The sequence below is a fragment of the Nocardiopsis sp. iso_237 genome, assembly GCF_056173345.1.
In genome coordinates, this window is the sequence record NZ_CM149669.1 from 5,426,018 (window position 1) to 5,450,892 (window position 24,875).

Genomic DNA, 24,875 nt, shown 5'->3' on the forward strand with positions numbered 1-24,875 from the left:
GTGGGGTGCGCGGGTCCCGTGAAAACCTCGTCCGACGGACGCACCACCCCCAAAGCCTCTTCACCACCTGAATCGCGCTGTTTCCCGCCGTCGGGCGGAACACCTCAGGAAGAGAAGTGACGCACGTGTCCCTCCGCGCTCGTACACCCCTCGCCGCCGTGGCCGCGGCCCTGCTCATGGCGGGGCTCGCGGCCCCCTCGGCCGCCGAACCCGCTCCCTACCAGGGGTCGGTACGCGGCCAGTACACGGGCGTCGCGGAGCACGGCCACGCGGTCACCATGCGGGGTGAGCCCTTCACGACGACGGCCACCTTCAACGTGCGCCTCGACGACGGCGACCAGACGCTCACCACGTACTGCATCGACTTCCGCACCGGGCTGGTCGAGGAGGCCTGGTACCGCGAGGACCAGTGGGAGAGCTACCCGGGGCAGGGCGACTTCGCCGAACCCGGCCGGGTGAACTGGATCCTGCGGAACTCCTACCCGGTGGTCGGGGTCGGGGAGCTGGAGGAGCGGGCCGGGATGGCGCGGCTGACCGAGTCCGAGGCGCTCACCGCGACCCAGGCCGCCATCTGGCACTTCAGCAACGGACTGGACCTGGAACGGGTGGAGCGGAGCCCCGAGCTCGACGGCAACGTCAACGCGGGCAACGTCACCCACCTGTACGACCACCTGGTCGACGGCGCCGAGGAGCTGGCCAACGAACCGGGTTCGGCGCTCACCGTCAGCCCGTCCCGGGGATCGGGACTGGCCGGTGAGGAGATCGGCCCGTTCACCGTCGAGACCAGCGCCGAGAGCGTCCCCGTGCGCCTGGAGGCACCCGACGGCGTGGAACTGGTCGACGCCGGGACCGGCCGGAGCCTCGACGAGGTCGGCGGCGGCGACACCGTGGCCTTCTCCGTCCCGGCCGACGCCGACGCGGGCGAGGCCACCCTCGTGCTGGAGACCACCGCCTCCGTGGAGATCGGCCGCCTGTTCAAGGGTGAGGCCCCGGACGAACCCACCCAGACGCTCATCACGGCCCAGGACAGCGAGATCGTCGTCTCCGAGTCCGCCACGGTGGCCTGGGACGCGGCGGGCGGCACCCCGCCGGTGGTCGACCCCACCGACGGGCCCAGTACCTCCCCGGTCGCGGACCGGGCCGCCGTGCCCGAAACCGGAGGGCTGGCCGTCACGGGAGGCGCGGTGGTCTCCCTGGTCGCCGCCGCGCTGGTCGCGCTCGCGGGCGGCGGCGCCGCCCTCTACCTCGCCCGGCGCCGCGGGTCCACCGGGCAACGGCCGTAGAATGGTCCCCATGTGCGCGATCGCGGTCACCGAGCTCCGTCCCTCCTAGGGACGGCGGAACCCTCGTCAGGAGGCCCGCCGCCCGAACGGTTTCCCTCCCGGGCGGTGCCTTCGTACTGCCCGGAACACCCCGAGACGACGGAGTATCCGTGCACGACGACCACCGCACCCCACCCACCGCCCTGGCCCAGCGCGTCGAGCGCCTGCGCGAGGTCGCCCAGGCCGACCCGCGCGTGGAGGCGGTCCTGCTCTACGGGTCCTGGAGCACCGGTGAGGCCGACGCCCTCTCCGACCTGGACGCCTACGTGTACCTCGCGGAGGACCTCGACGGCCGGGAGTTCGTCTCCCGCGTCGCCCCGGTCCGGCTCGCCTACACCAACCTCTTCGGGATCCTCGCCGTGGTCTTCGACGACCTCATGCGCGGCGAGTTCCACTTCGAGCCCGGGTCCGCCATCGCGGAGATCGCCACCTGGAAGGGCATGATCCACCTGCCCGACCCGGACGCAGCCGTACTGCTGGACCGCACCGGCCGTCTCACCGAGGCCGTGCGCCCGCTCGCCGGGGCCGTGGCGCACGACCCGGTGCCGACCGCCGAACAGCTCATGGGAGAGCTGGCCAACTGGACGCTCATGACCGCCCACGTGCTGGCCCGCGGCGAGGCCGCCCGCGCCCACGCGGCGCTGGCCACGATGGTCTCCCCGCACCAGCTCAAGCTGGTGCGGCTGCTGCGCGGCTCCACCGCGCACTGGCTCACACCCAGTCGGGCCCTGGAGGCGGACCTGCCCGACCTGGACGTGGCGCGCCACACCGGGACGACCGGGAGCGCCGAACCGGAGGAGGTCCGCCGGGCGCTGGAGAACAGCTGGGCGTGGAGCCGTGAACTGTCCCGGGAGGCCGCCGGGCGGTGGGGCGTCGACGTCCCCGAGGACCTGCACGAGGACATCGCGAAGCTGATCGGCTGACACGCGGACGCCCTCCGCTCCCCACCGGGGAACGGAGGGCGTCGTACGACCTAGGAGACCGCGTAGGGGCTGCGCGCGATCAGCGCGCCGTCCCGCTCGGTCAGGGCGCGCTCGACGGCGGCCGCGACCCGGTAGGTGCGGTCGTCGGCCAGCGGCGGGGCCATGATCTGGAAGCCGACCGGGAGGTCGTCCTCCGGGGCCAGGCCGCACGGCACCGACAGCGACGCGTTCCCGGCCAGGTTGGACGGGATCGTGCACAGGTCGGCGAGGTACATGGCCATCGGGTCCTCGGCGCGCTCACCGATCGGGAACGCCGTGGTCGGGGTGGTCGGGGAGACCAGCACGTCCACGTTCTCGAAGGCGGCGTCGAAGTCGCGCTTGATCAGCGTGCGCACCTGCTGGGCGCTGCCGTAGTAGGCGTCGTAGTAGCCGCTGGACAGCGCGTAGGTGCCCAGCATGATCCGGCGCTTGACCTCGGGGCCGAAGCCCTGCGCGCGGGTCAGCGACATGACCTCCTCGGCGCTGCGCGTGCCGTCGTCGCCCACCCGCAGGCCGTACCGCATGGCGTCGAAGCGGGCCAGGTTCGAGGAGGCCTCGCTGGGCGCGATGAGGTAGTAGGCGGACAGGGCGGCGTCGAAGCTCGGGCAGGACACCTCGACGACCTTGGCGCCCAGGGACTCCAGCAGCTCCACGGTCTCGCGGAAGCGCTGGCGCACACCGGGCTGGAAGCCGTCGTTGTCCAGTTCCTTGACCACGCCGACGCGCAGACCCTCGACGTCGCCCATCCGGGCGGCGTCGACCACCGGCGGCACGGGGGCGTCGATCGAGGTGGAGTCGCGGGGGTCGTGGCCGGAGAAGGCCTCCTGGAGCAGGGCGGCGTCCAGCACGTTGCGCGCGAACGGGCCCGGGGTGTCCAGGGACGAGGCGAAGGCGATCATCCCGTACCGGGAGGAGCCGCCGTAGGTGGGCTTGCCGCCGACCAGGCCGCACACGGCGGCGGGCTGGCGGATGGAGCCGCCGGTGTCGGTGCCGGTGGCCAGCGGCGCCTCGAAGGCGGCGACGGCCGCCGAGGAACCACCGGAGGAGCCGCCGGGGATGCGGTCGGTGTCCCACGGGTTGCGGGTGATCTGGTAGGCCGAGTTCTCGGTGGAGGACCCCATGGCGAACTCGTCCATGTTGGTCTTGCCGAGGATGACCAGACCGGCCCCGCGCAGGCGCTCGGTGACGGTGGCGTCGTAGGGGGGCTGCCAGCCCTCCAGGATCTTCGACGCGGCTGTGGTGGGCATGTCCTTGGTGGTGAACACGTCCTTGTGCGCGACCGGCACGCCCGCGAGGGGGCCGAGGTCGGCACCGGCGGAACGCCTGGCGTCCACGTCGCGGGCCTGGGCGAGCGCGGTCTCCCGGCGCACGTGCAGGAAGGCGTTGATGTCGCCGTCGACCGACTCGATGCGGTCGAGGTAGGCGGTGGTGGCCTCCTCGGAGGAGACCTCACCGGCCTTGATGGCCGCGCCGAGGTCGGCGGCGCTGAGCCCGATGACGTCGCTCATCTACTCTTCCTCCCCAAGGATGCGCGGCACCCGGAAGCGCTGGTCCTCCACCGCGGGGGCTCCGGCCAGGGCCTGCTCGGGGGTGAGGCCGGTCCGGGCCTCGTCGGGGCGGTAGACGTTGGTCAGCGGCAGGGCGTGCGAGCTCGGCGGGATGTCGCCCTGGGCGACCTCCTGCACCTTGGCCACGGCGGTGAGGATGTCACCGAGCTGGGCGGCGAGCGTGTCGAGCTCGCTCTCGTCGAGCGCCAGCCGCGACAACCGGGCGAGGTGCGCGACCTCATCACGGGTGATGGCGGTCATCAGGTGAGAACCGTTTCTTCGGCGGACGGGTGATCAGGACAATCCTATTGTCCCGCCGCCGGTCCCGGTGCCGCTCTCCCTCACCTGAGGCCCATCACACCGGCCCCACGGCGGGATCCGTCGCCGTGCGGAGCCAGCACCCATGTCCCGAAACCCCTCCCAGTGCCCACCCGTGCGGAACGCGGGCCCACCCTGTCCGGGCCGGGAGGGGCGATTCCGTGGGCCTCAGACGGGGGTGCCGGTGTCGTGGGCGGCCACCCAGGTGACCACGTCGCGGGCGATCATCGGGCGGGCGAAGTAGTGCCCCTGCGCGGAGTGGCAGCCGGTGTCGCGGGCGGCCTCGGCCAGCTCGCGGGTCTGCACGCCTTCGGCGACGGCCCGCATACCCAGGGCGCCGACCAGGGCGATCGCCCCCCGCACCACCGTGTGGCCGTTGGCCGTGCCGTCCACCAGGCGGGCGGTGAAGGACTCGTGGATCTTCACCTCGTCCAGTGGCAGCCCGGCCAGCTGGGCGAGGGTGAAGTGGCCGGTGCCGAAGTCGTCCAGCGCCAGGCCCACACCGAGGGTGCGCAGGCGTCCGACGGCCGCCGTGGCGGCGGCGGGATCCTCGATGAGGGTGCGCTCGCTGATCTCCAGGACCAGCTGGTGCGGTGGGACACCGTGCTCGCGCAGGGCCGAGGCGACGGTCTCCGGCAGGTCCGGGTCCAGGAGTTCGCGCACGCCCAGGTTGACCGCGACGGGAAGGTGCTGGCCCTGGCTCCGCCACAGCGCGGTCCGGGCCAGGGTGATGTCGAGGACCTGCCCCGTGAAGGCGCGGAACAGGTTGGAGTGCTCGACCACCGGCATGAACTCGTCCGGGGTGAGCAGGCCCCGCACCGGGTGCCGCCAGCGGGCCAGGGCCTCCAGGCCCACGGGGCGGTCGTCGGCCAGGTCCACCTTGGGCTGGTAGTGCATCTCCAGGGCGCCCTCGGCCAGCCCTCGGCGCAGCTCGCTGTACATGCTCAGCCTGGCGGTGGAGTTGCGGTCCTTGCCGGGGTCGTAGCACTCCACGCCGGTGCGGTCGGCCTTGGCCACGTACATGGCGACGTCGGCGCGCTGCATGAGGAGTTCGAAGTCGGGGGCGTCGTCCGGGTACAGGGCGATACCGGTGCTGACCTGGAGGTCGAAGTCCATGCCGTCCAGCCGCACCGGCTCGGCCAGCGCGCCCTTGAGGCGCAGCGCCACCTCCCGGGCGGTGGCGGCGTCCCGCACCTGCGGGAGCAGGATGGCGAACTCGTCGCCGCCCAGACGGGCCACGAGGTCGCTCGGGCGCACGCTGTGGATGAGCCGCCGGGCCAGGGTCTGGAGGAGACGGTCGCCGGTGGGGTGGCCGAGGGTGTCGTTGACCTCCTTGAACCGGTCCAGGTCCAGCAGGAGCAGGCCGACGCGGGTGCCGCGCTGGTGGGCCTGGTCGATCTCCCGCCGGGCGCGGACGGTGAGGAGTTTGCGGTTGGCCAGCCCGGTGAGTTCGTCGTGGTTGGCCTGGTGGTCGCGTTTCACCAGCAGCAGGGCGCTCGTGTAGAGGGCACCGAGGGGGAAGGCGAACAGCGGGACGTAGAGCACCGAGTGGGTCATCGCGATGACGATGAGCGGCGACAGGCTGAGCAGGACGGCGTTCACGTACACCTGCTGTCCCAGGCCCTTGAACATCACCTGGCGCAGCGGCACGCGTTCGTGCATGGCCACCGCACAGAGCACCAGGACCCGGTTGACCAGGAACGAGGCGGCTCCGGCGAGGGCGACCCCGACCAGTTCTCCCCCGGCCGGGACCCACGGGGAGGTGACGATCTCGGGGAGCGTCAGGCGCAGGACGGCGTCGGCCACGCCGAGGGAGAGCACGTACTGGGCGGCGTTGAAGGCGGTGCGGTGCGGCGCGTGGCGGCGGGCCACCCCGGCGACGACGGTGGCGACGCACTGGAGGAGGGCGGCGACGGGGAGCCCGTAGAAGATGACCAGCGCGAAGGTGAAGGGCAGCGAGGTGGGCGCACCGCTGCCCGGCGCCTGGCCGGGCATGGCGATGGGTCTGAGTTCACCGAGGATCACCATGCACAGCAGCACCCAGACCAGCGGCTCCCTGGCCAGGTTGGTGAGCTGTTCGAGACCGAGTTCGACGCTGGACACGCCGAGCAGTGCCGCGCCCGCGGCGGTGGCGGCCGCCATGTAGAGCCACAGCGGTGTCCCGACCCGGGGGCCGATGTCCCGGGTGCTGATGGGGTCCTTCATCGGTGACCTCGTGACTGATGACCGTTATCCCGGATAGGGCTCTGTCCGTATCCGGTGGTGTTGTCGCACAGCTTACGGGGTTTCGTCACCAACTGTCGCATCACATGAACTATCCGTGAAGAGATTCGCGAGCCAGAAAGGGCAGGGACCCGGCTCGGGTCCCTGCCCGCGCCCCGGAGGGACGCTCGCGATCGTGGGCGTGCGGCGGAGCCTACTCCTCCGCCGCCTCCCCCACGGGGTTGATGCGCAGTTTCTCCGCCGCCTCGGGGCCGTCCTCCAGCAGCACCCGGAACCCGGCCTCGTCGAGTACCGGGACGCCGAGCTTCACGGCCTTGTCGTACTTGGAGCCGGGGGCGTCCCCGACCACCACGAAACCGGTCTTCTTCGAGACGGAGGCGGTGGCCCGGCCGCCGCACTCCGCGACGGCCTCCTTGGCGCCGTCCCTGGTGAAGCCCTCCAGGGAACCCGTGACCACGACGGTCACTCCCTCCAGCACCCGGGAGCCCGGCTCCTGCCCCTCGTCCTCCATACGGACACCCGCGGCCGCCCACTTTCGGACGATCTCGGCGTGCCAGTCCACGGCGAACCACTCGTGGATGGACCGGGCGATGGTCGGACCGACCCCGTCCACCGACGCCAGCTCCTCCTCGGAGGCGGCGCGGATCGCGTCCATGGACCGGAAGTGGCGGGCCAGGTCCTCGGCGGCGCGGGGGCCGACGTGGCGGATGGACAGCGAGACCAGCACGCGCCAGAGGGGCTTGTTCTTGGCCTCCTCCAGCTGCTCGAACAGCTTCTCGACCGTCTTCTTCGGTTCGCCCTTCATGTTGGCGAAGAAGGAGACCACCTTGGGCTCGCCGGTCTTCGGGTCGGTCTTGGGCTCGGTGGTGTCCGGGTCCAGAACGTGCGTGCGGATCGGCAGCAGCTGCTCGACGGTGAGGTCGAACAGGTCGCCCTCGTCCCTGAGTGCGGGCTCGACCGGCTCCAGCGGCTGGGTGAGCGCGGTGGCCGCGACGTAGCCCAGAGCCTCGATGTCCAGGGCCTTGCGACCGGCGATGAACGCGACCCGCTCACGCAGTTGCCCCGGGCAGGAGCGCGCGTTCGGGCAGCGCAGGTCGACGTCGCCCTCCTTCTGCTGACCGAGCTCGGTGCCGCACTCGGGACAGCGCTCGGGCATGACGAACTCGCGCTCGGTGCCGTCGCGCCGGTCGAGCACCGGACCGACGATCTCCGGGATGACGTCGCCCGCCTTGCGCAGGACGACGGTGTCCCCGATGAGGACGCCCTTGCGGGTGACCTCCTGGGCGTTGTGCAGGGTGGCGAACTCGACCTCGGACCCGGCCACCACGACCGGCTCCATCACGCCGTAGGGGGTGACGCGGCCGGTGCGGCCCACACCCACCTTGATGTCCACCAGCTTGGTGGTGACCTCCTCCGGCGGGTACTTGTACGCGATCGCCCACCGGGGCGCGCGGCTGGTGGAGCCCAGCCGCCGCTGGAGGGAGATGTCGTCCACCTTGACCACGATGCCGTCGATCTCGTAGGCGGGGTCGTGCCGGTGCTCCTGGTAGTACGCGACGTACTCGCGGACCTCGTCCATCGTGCCCACGACCCGGTAGCGGTCGCTGAGCGGCAGCCCCCACTCACCGAGGAGCGCGTAGGCCTGCGACTGGCTGGTGAAGGCGGTCTCCTCCCCCGCGGCGGGCGTGTACGCGCCGACGCCGTGCACGATCATCGACAGCGGCCGGGTCGCGGTGACCCTCGGGTCCTTCTGCCGCAGCGAACCGGCGGCGGCGTTGCGGGGGTTGGCGAACGGCGCGTGGCTGCCGTCTGCGGCGATGCGCCGGTTGAGCTCCTCGAAGTCCTCCACCGGGAGGAAGACCTCGCCGCGCACCTCCAGCAGCTCGGGGGCGGGGCGGACGCTCTCGTCGAGCTGTTCGGGGACCACCCCGATGGTGCGCACGTTGAGCGTGATGTCCTCACCGACGCGGCCGTCGCCCCGGGTCGCGGCCCGGATCAGGCGTCCGCGCTCGTAGACGAGGTCGACCGCCAGGCCGTCGATCTTGAGTTCGCACAGGTAGGCGTCGACCGGCACCTCGGCGGAGGCACGGTCGGCCCAGGCGGAGAGCTCCTCGGAGTCGAAGGCGTTGCCCAGGCTCTCCATCCGGACGAGGTGCTCCACCTCCGCGAAGTCGACGCTGATGGGCGCGCCGACCTTCTGCGTGGGCGAGTCCTGGCTGACGAGGATCGGGTGCCGGTCCTCGATGCCGCGCAGTTCGAGCATGAGCCGGTCGTACTCGGCGTCGGAGACGATCGGTTTGCCCAGGTAGTACCGGTAGCTGTGGTCGTCCAGCTCACGGCACAGCTCGGCGTGGCGGGCGCGTACCTCGTCGGGGACGGTGGTGTTGTCGGGCGCGCTCACGGCTGCCTTTCTTGTCGCTCTCACGGGGCCGGATCGGGGGTGTCGGACGGGACCGGGGGGTGGGGGCCGGGGGTGGACCCCGCGTCCGCCGTCGCTACTTGCGGGGCTCGTCCCGCAGGACCCGGGCCCCGCCCCGGGCAGCTTCCAGGGCGGCCCTGGCGTGCCGGGGGGAGGCCCCCGCCAGCCCGCAGGCGGGCGTGGTGACGACCACCTGGGACAGCAGGTCAGGGCTGAATCCCAACCGGTTCCAGAGCTCTCTTACGGGGTCGACGATAGTCGCCGGGTCCGACATTCCGGCGGACCTCCGGGCGGCCGTGGCGGCGTCGGCGGCGGTTCCGGAGGGCCGTGTGGGGGCGGGCGGGTCGGTCGGGGGGACGACTCCGAGGAGGAGGCCCACCCCGGCCTCGACGGCGTTCCCGACCATCTCGTCGTGCGCCCGGGTGAGCAGGCGCGCGTCGAGGCTCAGAGCGCGGGCGCCGCTGCGGCGCAGGAGGTCGACCGGCACCCCGGCGGCGCAGCAGTGCGCGGCGGGCACGGCGCCGCTCTCCGCGATCGCGGCGAACAGGGTGCGCAGAACCGCTTCGACCCGTACCCGGTCCACGGCGGGCAGGACGCTGAGGCCGCTGGCCGTGGGGAGGCGGCCGAGGAGCACGGCGGGCAGGGTGGGCTCGTCCACCTGGACGATCACCCGGGCGCCGGGGACGCGGCGCCGCACGTCCGCGACGTGCGTGAGGACGCCCTCCAGGTGGGACTCCGCGAGGTCGCGGTGGGCCCCGGGGTCGGAGACCACGCGCTGGCCGTTGCGGAGCTCGATCGCGGCGGCCAGGGTCCAGGGCCCGGCGACCTGCACCTTGAGCGGGCCCTCGTAGGCGTGGAGGTGCTCGGTGAGCGCGTCCATGTCGTAGGAGAGGAAGCTTCCGGCGCGGGCGAGGTCGCGGCCGGGGGTGTCGACGACCCGCCATCCGGTGGGCTGGACCTCGACGGGGAGGTCCACGAGGAGACCGGCGGCGCGTCCGATCATGTCGGCGCCGGCGCCCCGTGCGGGGAGCTCGGGCAGGTGCGGGAGGTCGGGGAGCTCGCCGACGATGGTCCGCATGGCCTCGTCGGGGTCCTCCCCCGGCCAGGAACCGACTCCGGTTGCGGACGCGACGGGCCAGGGTTGGGGCTGCTGTTGACTCACGTTGCCCAAGGTTAGGGCAACCGGCCCGGCGCGGCTCGTCGGCGGCGTCAGGGGGTGCTCAGGACCAGCCCGCCACGGGTCGTCTCCAGGGTGCAGAAGGTGAGGTTGTCGACGAGCTCGGTGGCGCCGAGACCCTCCAGGTCGGTGCGGCTGTGGGAGGTGGCCACGGCCAGAACGGCGGCGCCGGAGGCCAGTCCCGCGCGCACACCGGCGGGGGCGTCCTCGACGACCAGGCAGCGAGCGGGGTCGAAGCCGAGCGCGGCGGCGGCCCTGAGGTAGCCCTGGGGGTGGGGTTTGCCCTCGGTGACGTCGTCGGCGGTGACGAGAACCTCGGGAACGGGCAGGTCGGCGGCCTCCAGGCGGGTGCGCATGAGCCTGCGTGAGCCCGAGGTGACGGCGGCCCAGCGCCGGGAGGGCAGCGCGGAGAGGAGTTCGCGGGCGGCGGGCAGAGCGGTCACGCCGTCGAGGTCGGCCAGTTCCAGCTCCTCCAGTTCGGCGGTGGCCTCGGCCACCTGGGCCTCGGGGAGGAACATCGCGACGGTGTCCTCGGAGCGCCTGCCGTGGGAGACCGCCAGGATCTCCTCCGGGTCGATGCCGTGGGCCTCGCCCCACAGCCGCCAGGTCCGCTCGACGGCGCCGGTGGAGTCCACGAGTGTGCCGTCGATGTCGAAGAGGACGGCGTCAACAGAGATACGCATGCCCCCACGCTAGAGGGCGAGGGCGCGCGGGAGGCGGCTCGGTCCCCTCCGGAGTGTTCGGGGAGCCCGGGAACGCACGCCCCTCAGGAGCGGTGCGCGTCGGGTTCGGCGGGCTCGCTGACGCGGGCCGGCTCCGCGTCCGGTGTCCGGTCGCCACGGGAGCGGGCGGCCAGGCGCGCGCGCACCACCAGGGCGGTCACCGCCCCGACGGCGGCCACGACCACGCCCACCGCCGTCCACGGCGACTTGAGGAAGAGCTCCAGCCAGGTGCCGACCAGCCCGGCGATCACCACGCCCCACAGGCCCGCCCAGGCCAGACCGCCGACGAACACGGCGGCGAAGTAGCGGGGGAAGCGCATCCGCACGGCACCGGCGGAGAGGTTGATCGCCGTCTGCATGCCCACGGTGAAGAAGCTGAGGGTGACCACGGGCGCGCCGTAGCGGTCGATGCGACGCTTGGCGGAGTCCAGCTTCGGCCCGAGGCGTCGGCCCATGCGGCTGCGGGTGACCCCGGCTCCCAGGCCCCGGCCGATCCAGTAGGTCGCGGGGGCGCGCAGCAGGATCACCACGAGCAGGGTGCAGTAGATGACCCAGAAGGGCTGACCCTCGAGAAACGCGAACTGCGGCATGGACCGGACCCCTTACACCTTGACCCCACAACTTTGCATTGCCTTACCTAACTTCGGCAAGGGTCGCGGGCGAGAAAGCGCGTGTTGTGTGTCCTACTGTGACGGTTTCGCCCCTGTTCGAGCACCGACCGTCACGCCGACGCGGCCCCTCGCGCCTCCGAACGCGCGGTCGAACGGATGGTCGCGGACCCGAGCACCGTGTCGCCGTCGTAGACCACCACGGCCTGACCGGCGGCGACGCCGCTCGCGGGCTCCGCCAGCCGGACCAGCAGCTCCGGCCCGTCCTCGGCCTCACGCTGCACGACCGTGGCCGCGTACACCTCGCCGTGCGCCCGCAGCTGGACGTGGCACTCGGTGGGCTCGGACAGCGGACCGCCGCCGCTCCACACCGGCCGCGTCCCGACGATCTCGTCCACCCGCAGGGCCTCGCGCGGGCCCACGGTCACCGTGTTGTTCACCGGCTCGATGGACAGCACGTAGCGCGGGTTCGGCGCTCCGCCCAGCCCCAGGCCCTTGCGCTGGCCGATCGTGAACGCGTGCGCCCCCTTGTGGGTGCCCACCACGTTGCCGTCCTCGTCCTGGATCGGCCCCGGCTTCTCGCCCAGGCGCCGGTTCAGGAACCCGGCGGTGTCACCGTCCGCGATGAAGCAGATGTCGTGGCTGTCCGGCTTGTCCGCCACCGAGAGCCCCCGGCGCTCGGCCTCGGCCCGCACCTCGTCCTTGGTGCAGTCCCCGAGCGGGAACATCGCGTGGTCGAGCTGTTCGGCGTTGAGCACGCCCAGCACGTACGACTGGTCCTTGCCCTCGTCGACGCTGCGCACCAGGCGGCCGTCGATCTTGCGGACGTGGTGCCCGGTGGCGACCGCGTCGAAGCCCAGCGCGACGGCCCGGTCCAGCACCGCCTCGAACTTGATCTTCTCGTTGCAGCGCAGGCACGGGTTCGGGGTGTTGCCCGCCTCGTACTCCGCGACGAAGTCCTGGACCACCTCGCGGTCGAACTCCTCGGACATGTCCCACACGTAGAAGGGGATGCCGATGACGTCCGCCGCCCGGCGGGCGTCGTGGGAGTCCTCCACGGTGCAGCAGCCCCGGGCGCCGGTGCGGTAGGACTGTGGGTTCTTGGAGAGGGCCAGGTGAACGCCGGTGACGTCGTACCCCGCCTCGGCCACACGGGCCGCGGCTACCGCGGAATCGACCCCGCCGGACATGGCGGCCAGTACACGCAAAGTCATAACGTCCCCCAGCCTATGCGCCCCGCGGAGGAGGGGGCCACGCCCGGGCCCGCCCGGCGGTGTGCTCTGGGACGCGCCCGCACCGGGGCGGGGCGAGGGTGGTCGTCTGGTTCTGCGAAAATCATGGGCATGGCTCTGTTCCGTCGTCGCCGCTCCGCCGACACCTCCGACTCCGCGTCCACGGCCGCCGTCACGGCCTTCTGGGACGCCTGGCCCACCGTGCGCTCGCCCCTGGCCGAGTCCGTCGAGTCCGACACCCCGGCCCCCTCCGAGGTGTCCGAGCGGGTCTCCGCGCTGGTCAAGGCGATCCACCCGGACCTGGACTGGGAGGTGGGACCCGCACCCCAGCCGCAGGGCGGCCTGGAGGACCTCGACCTGTCGGCCGACGTCGACCCGGCCAAGCTCCTGGAACAGCTCGCGTCCCTGGACGACCCCTCCAGGTTCACCGACGCCCCCTCCTACGCGCTGACCCTGCGCCCCGGCGCCTCCGAGGAGGCGCGCGTGCAGTCCGAGCGCTGGTCCCGGTCGGCCCCGGAGGACGCCGAGTGGCGGTTCCTCCCGGTCCGCCCCGCCGACCACGACCAGCTCGGCAACACCGTGCGCTGGGACGACCACGAGCTGGACCTGTCCCACGTGTCCGTGTCCATGCGCGTCAACCAGGACACGAGCCGGATCGAGGTGGGCGTCTACCACCCGGACAACATGTTCCTGTCCGGCGAGACCCGCCAGGCCGTCGCGGAGCACGTCACCCTCCTGGCCCTGGGTGAGGACCAGTTCGTGCGCTGGGTGGGGAAGGTGACGTCGCTGGACGAGCGTCCGATGGACCCGCTCCCGCCGACCTCCATGCCGGCCGTGGCCAAGCAGATGGGTGACCTCCTCGGCGGGACCGACGGCTGGGTGACGCTCCACGGCAGGCTGCCGTTGCAGGGGCCGATCGAGGTCCAGGTCCGCCATCCCGTGACCCGCCGGGACTTCCCCGCGCTCTCCCTGTTCGTGCAGGTCCTCGTCCCGTACGCGGACGCCGACGCCGACCGGCTCCCCCAGGAGACCTCCGTCGTGTCGCTGGCCGACCTGGAGGCCCGTCTGTCCGGCCTGCTCGGTGACAACGGCGCGCTGTTCATGCAGCAGACCGTGGCCGGGCAGCGGATGTACGTCTACTACCTCGACCCGGACTCCGGCGTGCTGCCCGAGTTCGAGGACATGCTCAAGGACTGGCCCGAGGGCAAGGTGCAGCTGCGCACCCAGCTGGACCCCAGGTGGCAGCAGTTCGACCAGGCCAGGCGCCCGTACGTGCGCAAACTGGGGCACTGAGGCCGTGCGGGGCCGTCTGGGGAACCGAACCCGGTTCCCGCACCTGGCGTGTGGGCGAAGACAGGCGTAACGTGGCGTCCCCGCGCAGGAGGATGGTTCGGGTCTGATGGACGGCGTGCTCACACGAACGACCACGGGCCGACCCCGGGTCGCCGCGGTCGGCGCGATCCTCGTCGTGTGCCTGGTGGGCGCGCCGCTGATGTCGCTGTTCCCCGCCGCCGTGTGGGAGCTCGCCCTCGGCCTGGGCCTGGGCCGTCCGGAACTGGAGACCCTGCTGGTCACCCCGGTGGCGGTCGGCGGCACGGTCCTGATGGTCCTGCTCTCCGCGCTCGTGCTCCGGGGCACCGGGGTGCGGCACCCGGCCTCGTGCGCCTGTCTGGTGGCCGGGACCTCCCTGGCCACTCCCCTGGTGATGGCCCTGCAGTCGCCCACCTTCTCCCCCGTGCCCGGCGACGCCCCGGTGAACGCCGCCGTGGTGAGCGCCGTCGTGGCCACGGCCGCGCTCGGCGCGTGCGTCCTGTTCGGCCAGCGCCACGAGCGGCACGGGGTCCTGCCGGGCATGGCGGTGGCCGCGGCGGGCCTGCTGATGCTGCCGATGGCCGCCGAGCACACGCGCGACCGCTCCACCGAGCGGCGCTCGATCAGCCAGATCAGCGAGTTCGGGCACACGATCGCGGTCCTGGACCATCCCACGTGGGCTCCGGTCGGGGTCCACGAGGTGCACGGCGGCCTGCGGATGACCTACGTCGCCGGGGAGGGCTCCGACCCCCTCGGCACGGTGCCGGAGCGAAAGGTCCCGCCCCGGGCCGACGGCACCGAACCGGCCCCGCACCGCGTCGCCCCCGACGGTCCCCCGGCCACGAGGGCGGTCGCCGCCGGCCCGGGCGTGGGCGCGGACCGGTCCGACGAGAACGCCCCCGGGTCCCTGCACGTGCTGAGCTGGACCCCGGAACAACGGGACGCGGGCATCCGCGGCGGGTGCGGCTTCCCCGGGGTCGAGTGCTCCGTGCAGGACTCGATGGTGGTCGTGCACCGCGGCACGGAGGACGGCGGTCACACCCCGCGCCTGAGCGAGGTCCGCACCCGGCTGGAGGACGGCTCCATCGCGAGCGTGCACCCCAGCGGCGCCGTCGCCCCGGAACTGCTGTTCACGGTGGCCCGCACCCTGCGGGCCGAGGCGCCCGGTGAACGCGCCGCCCTGATCGAGGACGTCCTCCGGGGCGGCTGAGCCCTCAGGGGGCGGGCGGACGCCCTCGTTCACGAAGAGTTCTCCGAAGCCCCGGGCACCGCCGGGCGACGGCCACGGAGCACTGACCTGGGATTGCGCAAACGATGGGGTTGACTCCCCTCCGTGATGGGAACTGGATCGACCGAAACCCCTTTGCCCCCGGGGTTCCCGAGTCACGATCGGGGCATACGACACGTAAGCACGCTGGGCGCGCGACTCCCTCGGACCCCGGGAAGGGTGTGGCTGTTGAGCTCTGGCCACGAACACGGCAACGGCGCGAACGCCGAGGACCACCACCTCGGCGCGCGCCCCGAACTCCCCGTCCCCACGGGAACTCCGGCCCCCGGAACTGACTTCCACACCGGCCGAAACCCGGTGAACTGGCCGATCAGCGTGGGGTTGGTACCCGAACCCGCGGAACACCTCCGTCGGCGTGCCCTCTCCGACACCCTGGACGCGATCCTGGGCGGGTTCGGGTCCCCCGCCCCGCACCAGGTGCTGGCCGGGGCGAGCGGGGTCGGCAAGACCCAGCTCGCCGCCCACCACGTCCGGTCCCTCAGCCGCCACCCCGTGCCGTCCCAGCGCCCCGAGGTCCTGCTGTGGGCGGACGCCGCCACGCGGGACGGGGTCGTGTTCGCCTACGCCCAGGCCGCGCGGCAGCTCTTCGCGCGCGTCCCCGACGACCCCGAGCTCGCCGCCGGACAGTTCCTCTCCTGGCTGCACGAACCCGTGGACGGCGAGGAACGCCGCTGGCTGGTGGTGTGGGACGACCTCACCGACCCGACCGAGGTCGAGGACCTGTGGCCGCCCGCGGAACGCGCCCACGGCCGGATGATCGTCACCACCCGCCACGATCCCTCCCCCCACGGCCCCCTCCCGCACATCGTCCGCGGGTTCTCCGACGCCGAGGCGCACGGCTACCTCCGGGCCTCACTCGTGGAGGCCGGGATCGCGCACACCGGCGACGACCTGCGCCCGCTCGCCACCGCCCTCGACCACCTGCCCCTGGCCCTCGCGCAGGCGACCGCGTACATGGCCGACCTCCAGCTCTCCCCCGCCGCCTACCTGGCCCTCTTCCACCGGCGTGCCGCCGAGCGCCGCACGTCCTTCCCCCACTGGGACACCGACTCGCCGGTCGCCGTCACCTGGGAACTGGCCCTGGAACGCGCCGACGCCCACCGACCCGAGGGGGTGGCCCGTCCCCTCATGGGGCTGATCGCCCTCCTCGACTCCGCCGCCACGCCCGAACAGGTCGCCGTCTCCCGTCCCATCCGCACCTACCTGGGGCGGCGCACCTTCCCCGCGCGCACCCTGACCCGCCACGAGGTCCGTCTCGCGCTGGCCTCGCTGGAACGCCTCAACCTGGTGGTCCGGGACACCCCGCTGGTGATCGTCGCCCACCTCCTCACCCAGCGCGCCACCCTCGAACACACCCGCACCCGGCCCACCCGGGAGGCGGTCCGGGCCATCGCCGACGGGCTGGTGGACGTGTGGCCGGACACCGCGCGCGACTCCGCCCTGGGCCGCCGCCTGCGCTCGAACACCGCCGTGCTGCGCGAACGCACCACGGGCCGGGTCCGGGTGTGGAGCTGGCTGTGGGAGGAGGGCATCCACCCGGTGCTCTTCCGCGCCGGGAGCGGCCTCGACACGTCCCGGCAGGTGGAGTGGGCCGTGACGTACTGGGAGGTGCTGACCGAGGCGGTCGCGCACACCCTCGAACCCGGGGCCCACCCCGCCGAGCACACGGGGCACTTCTTCCGGCACGGCGGCCAGGGCGGGGCGCCCGTCATCACGGACCCCCTCGCGTACTGGACGGGGGCCGCCGCGGACCTGTCGCAGGCGCAACGCGCCTTCGAGGACCTCCACGAACGCCAGCTCCGGGTGCTGGGCCCCGACCACCTGGACACGCTGCGCACCCGGCACGGGCTGGCCTACCTCCGCGCGCAGGCGGGCGACACCGCGGGGGCGATCACCCGCTACCGGCGGCTCCTCGAGGACCTGGACCGCGTGGTGGGTGCCGACCGGGTGGAGACCCTGAGCACACGGGGCAACCTCGCGGTGTGCCAGGCCGAGTCCGGCGACCTGGTCACGGCGGTCCAGGCCTCCCGAGCACTCCTCGCGGACCAGCGCGAGCACCTCGGGCCCGACCACCCCAACACGCTCAGCACCCTGCACAACCTCGCCCACTGGCGCGGTGTCGCCGGAGACCCCGAGGGCGCGGTGGAAGAACTCCGCGAGCTGGTCGCGGTCCAGGAGGAGGTGCTGGGCGAGGACCACCCGGGCACCCTGACCAGCAGGCACAACCTGGCCTGCTGGCAGGCGCGCGCGCACGACACGGAGGGAGCGGTCGGCGCCCTGGAGGAGCTGGTGGCGGACCGCCGCCGCGTGCAGGGCCACGAACACCCCGACACCCTGTCCAGCCTGCGTCAGCTGGAACGGCTGCGGCGCGAACGCCGGGCCCGGGCGCAGCGCCGACCGAGCGACCGCGACCCCGACGACAGCGGCGCGCGCGAGGACGGGACCAACGGAAACGGAGGCAACCACGAAGTGGACCCCAACGACGAACCCACCGGCCCCCAGGCGCTCAACCAGTCCTGGATCTGACCCTGATCAGGACCGCAGGGGAGAGCCGACCACGGTGAAGCGCCGCCCGTCCATCCCGGCGAGCAGGGGCCGTGCCTCGACGATGGAGGCCCGGACCCCGGGCAGTTCCAGGGAGGCCCGGTGCGCGTCCTGCGACTCCCAGAGTTCGGTGACGAACACGGTGTCGGGTGCCGCGTCGTCGACGCCCACCTCGTACGAGAGGCATCCGGCCGCCCCGAGTTCGGGGTTGTGCCGGGTCAGGACGGCCACGACCTCGTCCCGCCTGCCCGGGGCGGTCTCCAGGATGCCGACGTTCGCGAAGGTCATGGTCGGCAGACTACCGACGCGCGGCCCCCGGTTCCGAGGACGACACGGCACCCGTCGGGCTCAGAGCCGGTACTCGGCGCGGAGGTGGGCGGCGAGCCTCGGGTACTCGTCCAGGATCTGGTCCTGCTCGGCGGCGGTGAACTGGGAGACGGTCTTCTCGACCTCTCCGTGGTAGCGCCAGAGCCGGTCGAACTCGCTCCACTCCGGGGAACCGCGCTCGGCCCGGTGCCGCAGGGCCTGGTAGATCAGTCGCACGTCGGTGACACAGCTGTCGAGCCGGTCCCGGCGCTGGACTCTGGCGACGTGCTCCCGGTACTTGCGGTCCCGGTCCCGCTGTCTGGGGGTCCGACCGTCGTGTTCGGGCTCAACGTCCATCGATGTCCGCTCTCTCCTCAGCTGGGGGCACGCAGCGTTCGCTGGGCTTTCCCGTCGTTCCTACAACGCTTTCGGCCCGGAGAACAGAGAAAACCCAAGATCGAGGCCGACCCAGAACATTCTCGGCACCAAACAGACACACGACGCGACAGAGGATGTTCCCCCCGCAAACGGACAGACCAACGAACGCCGACACCGGTCTCTGTCCGAGAGCGCTCGGTGAGCCCGTTTTCGGGTTCGGTCCGGGTGGGCGGTCCGGAGCTGGGGCCGCCCGTCAGGGCCGCGCGGCACGCCGGAGGAGACCTTCGAAAGGAGGGATCCGACCTGCCACGCCGTGCACCCGGCGGAGGTCGGTGGGGTGCGGGGGTCTCAGGACACTCCCCGCCACTCTTAACTTATAGCTCACCCCGGGGCTTGCCGCAAGACCCCCCTCGCCCCGCAGAATGGTCCACCGTGAGCAGAACCAACGACACGGGGGACGTTGTGAAACAGCAGGCCAGAAGCGTCTTCGAGCTTTCGGACTCTCCCAAGGCCGACCCGGCCCTGGTGTCCGACGACGAACGGCACCTCGCCGCCGTCCGGGACACCCTCGAACAGTCGATCAGCGACCTCTCCGCCCGGCTGGACGAGCGCCGCAGGGCACCCACGGGCAAGGTGCGCGAGGTCCTGGACCGCGACATGGAGGTGCACCGGCTGTCGGCCCGCCTGCGCACGCTGCGCCGCTTCGGCTCCGACCTGTGCCTGGGCCGCATGGTCGGCGCCGACGACCTCGAACCGGTGTACGTCGGCCGACTCGGCCTCACCGACCTCGAGGGTCGGCGCCTCCTGATCGACTGGCGCTCCCCCGCGGCCGAACCCTTCTTCGCGGCCACCCACGCCAACCCCATGGGCCTGGCCAGCCGCCGCCGGTACCGCTGGAACCTCGGCCGCGTCAGCGACTACTGGGACGAGGTCTTCACCGAGGACGGCTTCGAGGGCCACGCCGCGCTCGACGACCAGTCAGCCTTCATCGCCAGCCTGGGCGCCAACCGCTCGGACCGGATGCGCGACGTACTCAGCACCATCCAGGCCGACCAGGACGCCATCGTCCGCGCCGGATCCGGCGGCGCCCTCGTCGTGGACGGCGGCCCGGGCACCGGCAAGACCGTGGTGGCCCTGCACCGCACCGCGCACCTGCTCTACTCGGACTCGCGCCTGGGCCACCGCCGGGGCGGGGTGCTGTTCGTCGGCCCCCACCAGCCGTACCTGGCCTACGTCGCGGACGTCCTGCCCAGCCTCGGTGAGGAGGGCGTCCAGACCTGCACGGTGCGCGACCTGGTCCCCGAGGGCGGCACCACGAGGACCGAAGCCGACCCCGAGGCCGCGCGCCTGAAGGAGTCCGCGCACCTGGTGGACGCGATCGAACCGGCCGTCCGGTTCTACGAGCGACCGCCGAAGACGGGGACGACGGTCTCGACCCCCTGGTGCGACCTCCGGCTGAGCGCCGCCGACTGGGCCGAGGCGTTCGGGTCGGTGGACTCGGGCACCGCGCACAACGAGGCCCGCGAGCCCATCCTCGACGAGCTGGTGGAGATCCTGTCCGACCAGCTGGCCGACCGGGCCGACGAGGACGTCACCCCGCAGACGCTCAGGGCGACGCTGCTCCGGGACGCGGAACTGCTCACCACCCTGCACCGGGCCTGGCCCCTGCTGGAACCCACCGACCTCGTCGGGGACCTGTGGACCGTCCCCGCCTACCTGCGGCTGTGCGCACCGTGGCTGGAGGCCGACCAGATCCGACGGCTCCAGCGCGAGGACCCCGAGGCCTGGACCGTGTCCGACCTGCCCTTCCTCGACGCCGCCCGCCAGCGACTGGGCGATCCGAAGGCCTCCGAACGCCGACGCCGCCGCGAGGCCTCCGTCGCCGCCGAGCACGAGCGCCGGTCGTCCGTGATCGACAACCTGCTGGAGGCCGACGACGACGGCGAGGGCCTGGTGACGATGCTGCACCACCGCGACCTCCAGGACACCCTCGTCGACGGGGGCGGACTGCCCGCCGCCGACCCCGACCTGCTCGCCGGACCGTTCGCGCACATCGTGGTCGACGAGGCCCAGGAGCTGACCGACGCCCAGTGGCGGATGCTGCTGCTCCGCTGCCCGTCCCGCAGCTTCACCGTCGTCGGTGACCGCGCCCAGGCCCGGCACGGGTTCACCGAGCCCTGGCGGGAACGGCTGGAGCGGGTGGGCTTCGACCGGGTCACCCTCGCCTCCCTCAGCGTCAACTACCGCACCCCGGAGGAGGTCATGGCGGAGGCCGAGCCGGTGATCCGCGCCGAGCTGCCGGACGCCAACGTGCCGACCTCCGTCCGGGCCAGCGGGATCCCCGTGCGGCACGGACCGTTGTCGGACCTGCGGGAGGTCATCGACCCCTGGATCGCCGAGAACGCGGAGGGGACCGCCTGTGTGATCGGCCATCCGGCGTTCCGGGCCACGCCCCGCGTCCGCTCCCTCACCCCGGACCTCGTCAAGGGCCTCGAGTTCGACCTGGTCGTCCTCGTCGACCCGGAGCGCTTCGGAGAAGGAGTGGAGGGCGCGGTCGACCGCTACGTCGCGATGACCCGCGCGACCCAGCGGCTGGTCATCCTGCGCAGCCCCTGAGGGTTCGGGGGCCCGTCACTCCCGGGCCCTCGTCCCGCCCTCTCCGGTCTCCGCCTCGCGGGCCTCACCGCCCACGACGGAGGCCTCGGCGGCGCCCTCGGCCGGGAGCCTGCCCTCCAGCCGTTGGACCTGTTCGCTCAGCTCCACCAGCCGCTCCATGACCGCGTTGTGCTGGATCAGTTCGAGCTCCTGGTCCTCCTCCCAGCGACCCTTGCCGTACTCCTGCTCCATCGACGTGACGATCACACCGATCACCAGGTTCAGGATGATGAACGCGGTGAGCACGATGTAGACGACGAAGAAGATCCAGCCGTACGGGTGGTGCGCCAGAACCTCGTCCGAGACGTCCGGCCAGTTCTCCGTGGTCATGAGGAGGAACATCGTGTACAGGGAGGTGCCGAGGTCACCGAAGAACTCCGGGACGCTCTCACCGAACATCTGCTGCGCGAGGATCGCGGACGTGTAGACCACGATGAGCAGCAGGCCGATCACTGTGCCCATGCCGGGCACCGCCTTGAAGAGGGCCCCGATGATCTGTCGCATCTGCGGGACCGCGGTGATCGCACGCAGCACCCGCAGGACACGGAGGATGCGCAGCACCGCGAAGGGCCCGCTCGCCGGGATCAGCGAGACCACGACCACCCCGAAGTCGAACCAGTTCCAGCCGTCCCGCCAGAAACCCCCGCGCCAGGCGTACAGCTTGAGGATCATCTCGACGACGAACAGACCGATCACGAACCGCTCGACGGCTTCCAGATACGGAAGGGCGGAACCGCCATAGGTCGCCCAGCCCAATATGACGGCATTGGCCAGAATCACGGCAAGCATGGTGTTGGAGAACCAACGGCTTTCCACGATCTGGGTGACCTGATCCCGCCGCAACGTCACTTTCCCCCTCACGCCCGCACCTTGAATGAGGACAAGGCGCGCACAAATATATCGAAGCCGTTTCGGACGACACCGAGCGCGTCATCCTTTACGCGGAACCGCTCCCAACCCACCCTCGGAGGCCCGGGAGCGCCAACGGCGACCAGCCGGTGGCACCACGGGAGAACCACGCACCCCAGGACGCTACGCTCCCCTACCCCCCGGTACGTCACGAACCCATAACCGCAGGAGGTCACCCGCGCGTGCGACTTCCCACACGCCGACCCCACCCGGTTTCGGACCGACACCATCTCGGTGCGCCCAACCCCCGCAACCGCCCGCGAACCCTCGCCCCGCCGCGCGGCCCCGGAAGAGGAGGGTGCCGACGGGTGTGACCGGGCCCCACTCCCCGCTGATATCTTCGCTGCTGGCCTCGACGGCAGTCGGGCCTCCCCCAAGCAGCGCCCGCGACCGAGGAAGAGACATGGCGGAGCTGAAGTACTTCACCGGTTCGATGAACTCGGGCAAGAGCACCATGGCCCTCCAGGAGCACCACTCCCGCGGGGGCGAGGGCGTCCTGTACACGAAACAGGACCGCGCGGGCTCGGGGATCATCTCCTCGCGGCTGGGCCTGACCTCACCGGCGGTCGAGGTCGGAGACTCCCTGGACCTGTACGACGACGTCGCTGACCGCAAGGCCTCCTACGTCATCTGCGACGAGGCCCAGTTCCTGTCGTTCAAGCAGGTGGGACAGCTGGCGGGCGTCGTGGACGGCATGGGCATCGACGTGTACTGCTACGGGATCCTGACCGACTTCCAGGGCGCGCTGTTCCCGGGGTCGAAGAGACTGGTCGAGCTCGCGGACAAGATAGAGATCCTGCCGGTCTACGCCCGCTGCTGGTGCGGGAACCGCGCCACGCACAACGCCCGCGTGGTCGACGGGGTCATGATCTACGAGGGCGAGCAGGTCCACATCGGCGGCAACGAGTCGTACACGACCCTGTGCCGCCACCACTTCATGGCAGGCGTGGCGTAGGGGTCAGGTCGTACCCCACCGGCATCAACGACTCTTCGCCTTCACTACAGTCACTCGGGCACGAGGACCTTCAGCGCGGGCTCCACCTTGACGGCCACGGCCCTGGCTTCATTGTTGAACCACGTAGATTCAACTTCGCCATTTCCTTCCGGAGCTTCGAAGTGGATCGTGTAGACGGTACTTCTAGTCTGTCCGACCAGGAAGTATACGTAGTCTCCGGAGCCACTGGTTCCGTAGTGAAAGTAGGACCTTTCACTCAGTCCACCTTCAGCTGATTCCTTCAGATTATCGACATCATCCGCATAGCCATTCACAAGTTCATCGTATCGACTCGAGGCAACCTCTTCCTGTGATTCTTCTCCAGAATTACTCACCACAGCTTCGTAGGAGTATGAAAATTTCCATGGTTCGGCTATGTCATCGCCAGCAGGGTAGATCTCCCATACGCAATGGTCCGAGACGACCCTGTCTTCTTCGTTCCCGTCAAGCGCAGGGTCTACGAAGTTCTCACTCACGAATCCTGGTTCGAACTGCCCGTGGGAATACTGAACATCCTGCTCACAAAGATTGAGCTCACCTGGTTCCAAACGAATGATCGGATTCCCGGTTTGCTCCACGGGCGGGCTTCCGCCCGAAGCGGCAGATCCGGCTCCTGACGAGAGCGTACTGACGAAGAGTCCCAGCACACCGACAATGGCCCCGAAGACACCGAAGGCGGCGAACGTTCCGCAGCCGAAAACCGTGAGGGCCGCCTTCCAACCGTGCAGGCCCTTCTTCGCTGGTTTGCCGCGCTTCGCGTCCTTTTCCTCGGTGTCCGCCACGGTTACGCCTGCGCCTCCAGCTGAGCCTTCACTTCGGGGTGCTCAAGCGGACGGGTGAACCCCACGATGTCCGCACGATTGGGGTCATCGTACTCGCGCACCGCGATCGGTCCACAGTTGGTGCACCAGGCCTCGACCATCAGGCCGTCCCCGATCACCATTGCCATATGACCGGGTCCCGGCGGTTCTCCGGCGCGGGTCACATCAAAGAAGACCAGGTCACCCGGTTGTTCCTCACCCTGAGGAACCTCCGGGCCGAACTTCCACTGGTCCTGGGAAACCCGTGGAACCGTCACCCCGATGCTTTCGTAGGCCTTCATCGTCAGGCCGGAACAGTCGTATCCGTCCGGCCCGGTCCCGCCCCAGATATAGGGCTTGCCACGCTGGTCGAGGGCCCAGTCCACGACCGCCTGGGTCAGGTCGTCCGGCGCCTGACCGATCGGCACTCCGTCCTCGTCCAACTCGCAGAGCACCGCGGTCCGGATGGAGTTGGAGGTGTTGAAGTCGCCGTCGGCGTACCGCTCCGCCCACTCCAACACGTCGTCCACGTACCACCAGGCGCGGTTGTAGCCGAAGATCGCCTGCCGGACGTCGTCCTCGAGGCCGTGCGCCAGGAGGTAGTCGGCGGCCGCCGGGATGGCGTCGGCCGGGTCGTAGACGTTGACGATGCCGTCGTCGTTGCCGTCCACCCCATAACCCAGCTCCGGTCGCTCGTCGACCGGCTGGATCGGCTCACCGCCCCAGCTGTTCCCGGCCGCGGACCCGTCCAGCGATCCGAACTGCATGGGACCGGAGGCGCCCCAGTCGTTGTGGCCCTCGGTGATCCCCGGGCCCTCCCAGCGCCCGTGATGGGACTCCACCTGACCGATCCCCGCCAGGATGTTCCACGGGATCCCCCGGTCCTCCCCCGCCTCCTTGTACAGCTCCAGGTAGTTCTCCGGGATGGTGTCCATCGCGTAGGCGCTGCTGTCCGGTTGGTCGGCGTCGGCGTTGGGCGCGCACACCACTCCGGAGGCCAGCCAGGAACCCACCTGGGTGCTGGTGGTGAGCGCCGGGATCACCATGAGGGTCAGGAAGACCAGACCGGCCACACCGACGGCCGCCAGGACGGCGACTCTGGTCAGGCAGGAACCCGTTCGTTCGTTGGGGGCCGCGGTACGAAGAGCGGAGATCAAGCG

At 71.4% G+C, this 24,875-nt stretch carries 20 protein-coding genes; 7 read left to right on the plus strand and 13 right to left on the minus strand.

Translation table 11 applies throughout. The features are described 5' to 3' along the window. The first annotated feature begins 116 nt into the window (after nt 1-116). Both AC0VYM_RS24440 and AC0VYM_RS24445 read left to right on the plus strand, forming a co-directional pair. Nucleotides 117-1,283: a thioester domain-containing protein gene (locus AC0VYM_RS24440; protein WP_475455947.1), complete on the plus strand. Its 1,167-nt coding sequence runs from the start codon at nt 117-119 to the stop codon at nt 1,281-1,283. Between the two features lie 149 nt (nt 1,284-1,432). Then, the gene (locus AC0VYM_RS24445) at nt 1,433-2,245 is read left to right on the plus strand and encodes a nucleotidyltransferase domain-containing protein (RefSeq protein WP_475455949.1); all 813 of its coding nucleotides are present in this window, start codon (nt 1,433-1,435) and stop codon (nt 2,243-2,245) included. 50 nt (nt 2,246-2,295) lie between these two features. Here AC0VYM_RS24445 and gatA read toward each other — a convergent pair whose 3' ends face one another. The 8 genes from gatA to mnmA all read right to left on the minus strand — a co-directional run bounded on the left by gatA (nt 2,296) and on the right by mnmA (nt 12,512). Continuing rightward, on the minus strand, nt 2,296-3,792 hold the full coding sequence (gene gatA, locus AC0VYM_RS24450) for an Asp-tRNA(Asn)/Glu-tRNA(Gln) amidotransferase subunit GatA (protein ID WP_475455951.1): 1,497 nt from the start codon (nt 3,790-3,792) through the stop codon (nt 2,296-2,298). Further along, nucleotides 3,793-4,092, minus strand: a complete 300-nt coding sequence (gene gatC / locus AC0VYM_RS24455; protein ID WP_191274162.1) for an Asp-tRNA(Asn)/Glu-tRNA(Gln) amidotransferase subunit GatC — start codon at nt 4,090-4,092, stop codon at nt 3,793-3,795. A gap of 225 nt (nt 4,093-4,317) precedes the next feature. Continuing rightward, nucleotides 4,318-6,354: a putative bifunctional diguanylate cyclase/phosphodiesterase gene (locus AC0VYM_RS24460; RefSeq protein WP_475455953.1), complete on the minus strand. Its 2,037-nt coding sequence runs from the start codon at nt 6,352-6,354 to the stop codon at nt 4,318-4,320. A gap of 211 nt (nt 6,355-6,565) precedes the next feature. Beyond that, the gene (gene ligA / locus AC0VYM_RS24465; RefSeq protein WP_475455955.1) at nt 6,566-8,773 is read right to left on the minus strand and encodes an NAD-dependent DNA ligase LigA; all 2,208 of its coding nucleotides are present in this window, start codon (nt 8,771-8,773) and stop codon (nt 6,566-6,568) included. 94 nt (nt 8,774-8,867) lie between these two features. Next, nucleotides 8,868-9,953: a methionine synthase gene (locus tag AC0VYM_RS24470; protein ID WP_475455957.1), complete on the minus strand. Its 1,086-nt coding sequence runs from the start codon at nt 9,951-9,953 to the stop codon at nt 8,868-8,870. 47 nt (nt 9,954-10,000) lie between these two features. Beyond that, the gene (locus tag AC0VYM_RS24475; protein WP_475455959.1) at nt 10,001-10,651 is read right to left on the minus strand and encodes an HAD family hydrolase; all 651 of its coding nucleotides are present in this window, start codon (nt 10,649-10,651) and stop codon (nt 10,001-10,003) included. A gap of 83 nt (nt 10,652-10,734) precedes the next feature. Continuing rightward, a complete protein-coding gene (locus AC0VYM_RS24480; protein ID WP_475455961.1) occupies nt 10,735-11,280 on the minus strand; it encodes a DedA family protein in 546 nt (181 codons plus the stop codon). 131 nt (nt 11,281-11,411) lie between these two features. Next, a complete protein-coding gene (mnmA, locus tag AC0VYM_RS24485) occupies nt 11,412-12,512 on the minus strand; it encodes a tRNA 2-thiouridine(34) synthase MnmA (RefSeq protein WP_475455963.1) in 1,101 nt (366 codons plus the stop codon). A gap of 129 nt (nt 12,513-12,641) precedes the next feature. On the opposite strand from mnmA, the gene AC0VYM_RS24490 reads away from it, so the two are divergent. From AC0VYM_RS24490 to AC0VYM_RS24500, 3 genes are all read left to right on the plus strand, one after another. After that, nucleotides 12,642-13,823, plus strand: a complete 1,182-nt coding sequence (locus AC0VYM_RS24490; RefSeq protein ID WP_475455965.1) for a DUF695 domain-containing protein — start codon at nt 12,642-12,644, stop codon at nt 13,821-13,823. Nucleotides 13,824-13,929: 106 nt separating this feature from the next. Further along, entirely contained in the window at nt 13,930-15,051 is a 1,122-nt protein-coding gene (locus AC0VYM_RS24495; protein ID WP_475455967.1) for a hypothetical protein, read from the plus strand. 246 nt (nt 15,052-15,297) lie between these two features. Further along, nucleotides 15,298-17,655 carry a tetratricopeptide repeat protein gene (locus AC0VYM_RS24500; RefSeq protein ID WP_475455969.1) on the plus strand — a complete coding sequence of 786 codons (2,358 nt, stop codon included), beginning with the start codon at nt 15,298-15,300 and terminating at the stop codon, nt 17,653-17,655. 6 nt (nt 17,656-17,661) lie between these two features. Here AC0VYM_RS24500 and AC0VYM_RS24505 read toward each other — a convergent pair whose 3' ends face one another. Further along, nucleotides 17,662-17,961 carry a putative quinol monooxygenase gene (locus tag AC0VYM_RS24505; RefSeq protein ID WP_475455971.1) on the minus strand — a complete coding sequence of 100 codons (300 nt, stop codon included), beginning with the start codon at nt 17,959-17,961 and terminating at the stop codon, nt 17,662-17,664. 60 nt (nt 17,962-18,021) lie between these two features. Continuing rightward, complete coding sequence (locus AC0VYM_RS24510; protein WP_352388647.1) at nt 18,022-18,336, minus strand: hypothetical protein; 315 nt, start codon at nt 18,334-18,336, stop codon at nt 18,022-18,024. A gap of 483 nt (nt 18,337-18,819) precedes the next feature. Between AC0VYM_RS24510 and helR the strand changes: the two genes are divergently transcribed. Next, nucleotides 18,820-20,973: an RNA polymerase recycling motor ATPase HelR gene (gene helR, locus AC0VYM_RS24515; protein WP_475463206.1), complete on the plus strand. Its 2,154-nt coding sequence runs from the start codon at nt 18,820-18,822 to the stop codon at nt 20,971-20,973. A gap of 15 nt (nt 20,974-20,988) precedes the next feature. On the opposite strand, the gene AC0VYM_RS24520 is transcribed toward helR, so the two are convergent. Beyond that, the gene (locus tag AC0VYM_RS24520; RefSeq protein WP_475455973.1) at nt 20,989-21,801 is read right to left on the minus strand and encodes an ion transporter; all 813 of its coding nucleotides are present in this window, start codon (nt 21,799-21,801) and stop codon (nt 20,989-20,991) included. 523 nt (nt 21,802-22,324) lie between these two features. Here AC0VYM_RS24520 and AC0VYM_RS24525 point away from each other — a divergent pair. Continuing rightward, nucleotides 22,325-22,876, plus strand: coding sequence for a thymidine kinase (locus AC0VYM_RS24525; protein ID WP_475455975.1), 552 nt, complete (start codon nt 22,325-22,327; stop codon nt 22,874-22,876). A 50-nt stretch (nt 22,877-22,926) separates the two neighbouring features. On the opposite strand, the gene AC0VYM_RS24530 is transcribed toward AC0VYM_RS24525, so the two are convergent. Then, nucleotides 22,927-23,697 carry a hypothetical protein gene (locus tag AC0VYM_RS24530; protein ID WP_475455977.1) on the minus strand — a complete coding sequence of 257 codons (771 nt, stop codon included), beginning with the start codon at nt 23,695-23,697 and terminating at the stop codon, nt 22,927-22,929. Nucleotides 23,698-23,699: 2 nt separating this feature from the next. Then, entirely contained in the window at nt 23,700-24,872 is a 1,173-nt protein-coding gene (locus AC0VYM_RS24535) for a C40 family peptidase (RefSeq protein WP_475455979.1), read from the minus strand. Nucleotides 24,873-24,875: the final 3 nt, after the last annotated feature.

Coding starts and splice junctions, on each gene's coding strand:
- gatA (WP_475455951.1), bottom strand. CDS start 3,792: ATGAGCGACGTCATCGGGCTCAGCGCCGCCGACCTCGGCGCGGCCATC.
- gatC (WP_191274162.1), bottom strand. CDS start 4,092: ATGACCGCCATCACCCGTGATGAGGTCGCGCACCTCGCCCGGTTGTCG.
- AC0VYM_RS24460 (WP_475455953.1), bottom strand. CDS start 6,354: ATGAAGGACCCCATCAGCACCCGGGACATCGGCCCCCGGGTCGGGACA.
- AC0VYM_RS24475 (WP_475455959.1), bottom strand. CDS start 10,651: ATGCGTATCTCTGTTGACGCCGTCCTCTTCGACATCGACGGCACACTC.
- AC0VYM_RS24480 (WP_475455961.1), bottom strand. CDS start 11,280: ATGCCGCAGTTCGCGTTTCTCGAGGGTCAGCCCTTCTGGGTCATCTAC.
- mnmA (WP_475455963.1), bottom strand. CDS start 12,512: ATGACTTTGCGTGTACTGGCCGCCATGTCCGGCGGGGTCGATTCCGCG.
- AC0VYM_RS24490 (WP_475455965.1), top strand. CDS start 12,642: ATGGCTCTGTTCCGTCGTCGCCGCTCCGCCGACACCTCCGACTCCGCG.
- AC0VYM_RS24495 (WP_475455967.1), top strand. CDS start 13,930: ATGGACGGCGTGCTCACACGAACGACCACGGGCCGACCCCGGGTCGCC.
- AC0VYM_RS24505 (WP_475455971.1), bottom strand. CDS start 17,961: ATGACCTTCGCGAACGTCGGCATCCTGGAGACCGCCCCGGGCAGGCGG.
- AC0VYM_RS24510 (WP_352388647.1), bottom strand. CDS start 18,336: ATGGACGTTGAGCCCGAACACGACGGTCGGACCCCCAGACAGCGGGAC.
- AC0VYM_RS24520 (WP_475455973.1), bottom strand. CDS start 21,801: ATGCTTGCCGTGATTCTGGCCAATGCCGTCATATTGGGCTGGGCGACC.
- AC0VYM_RS24525 (WP_475455975.1), top strand. CDS start 22,325: ATGGCGGAGCTGAAGTACTTCACCGGTTCGATGAACTCGGGCAAGAGC.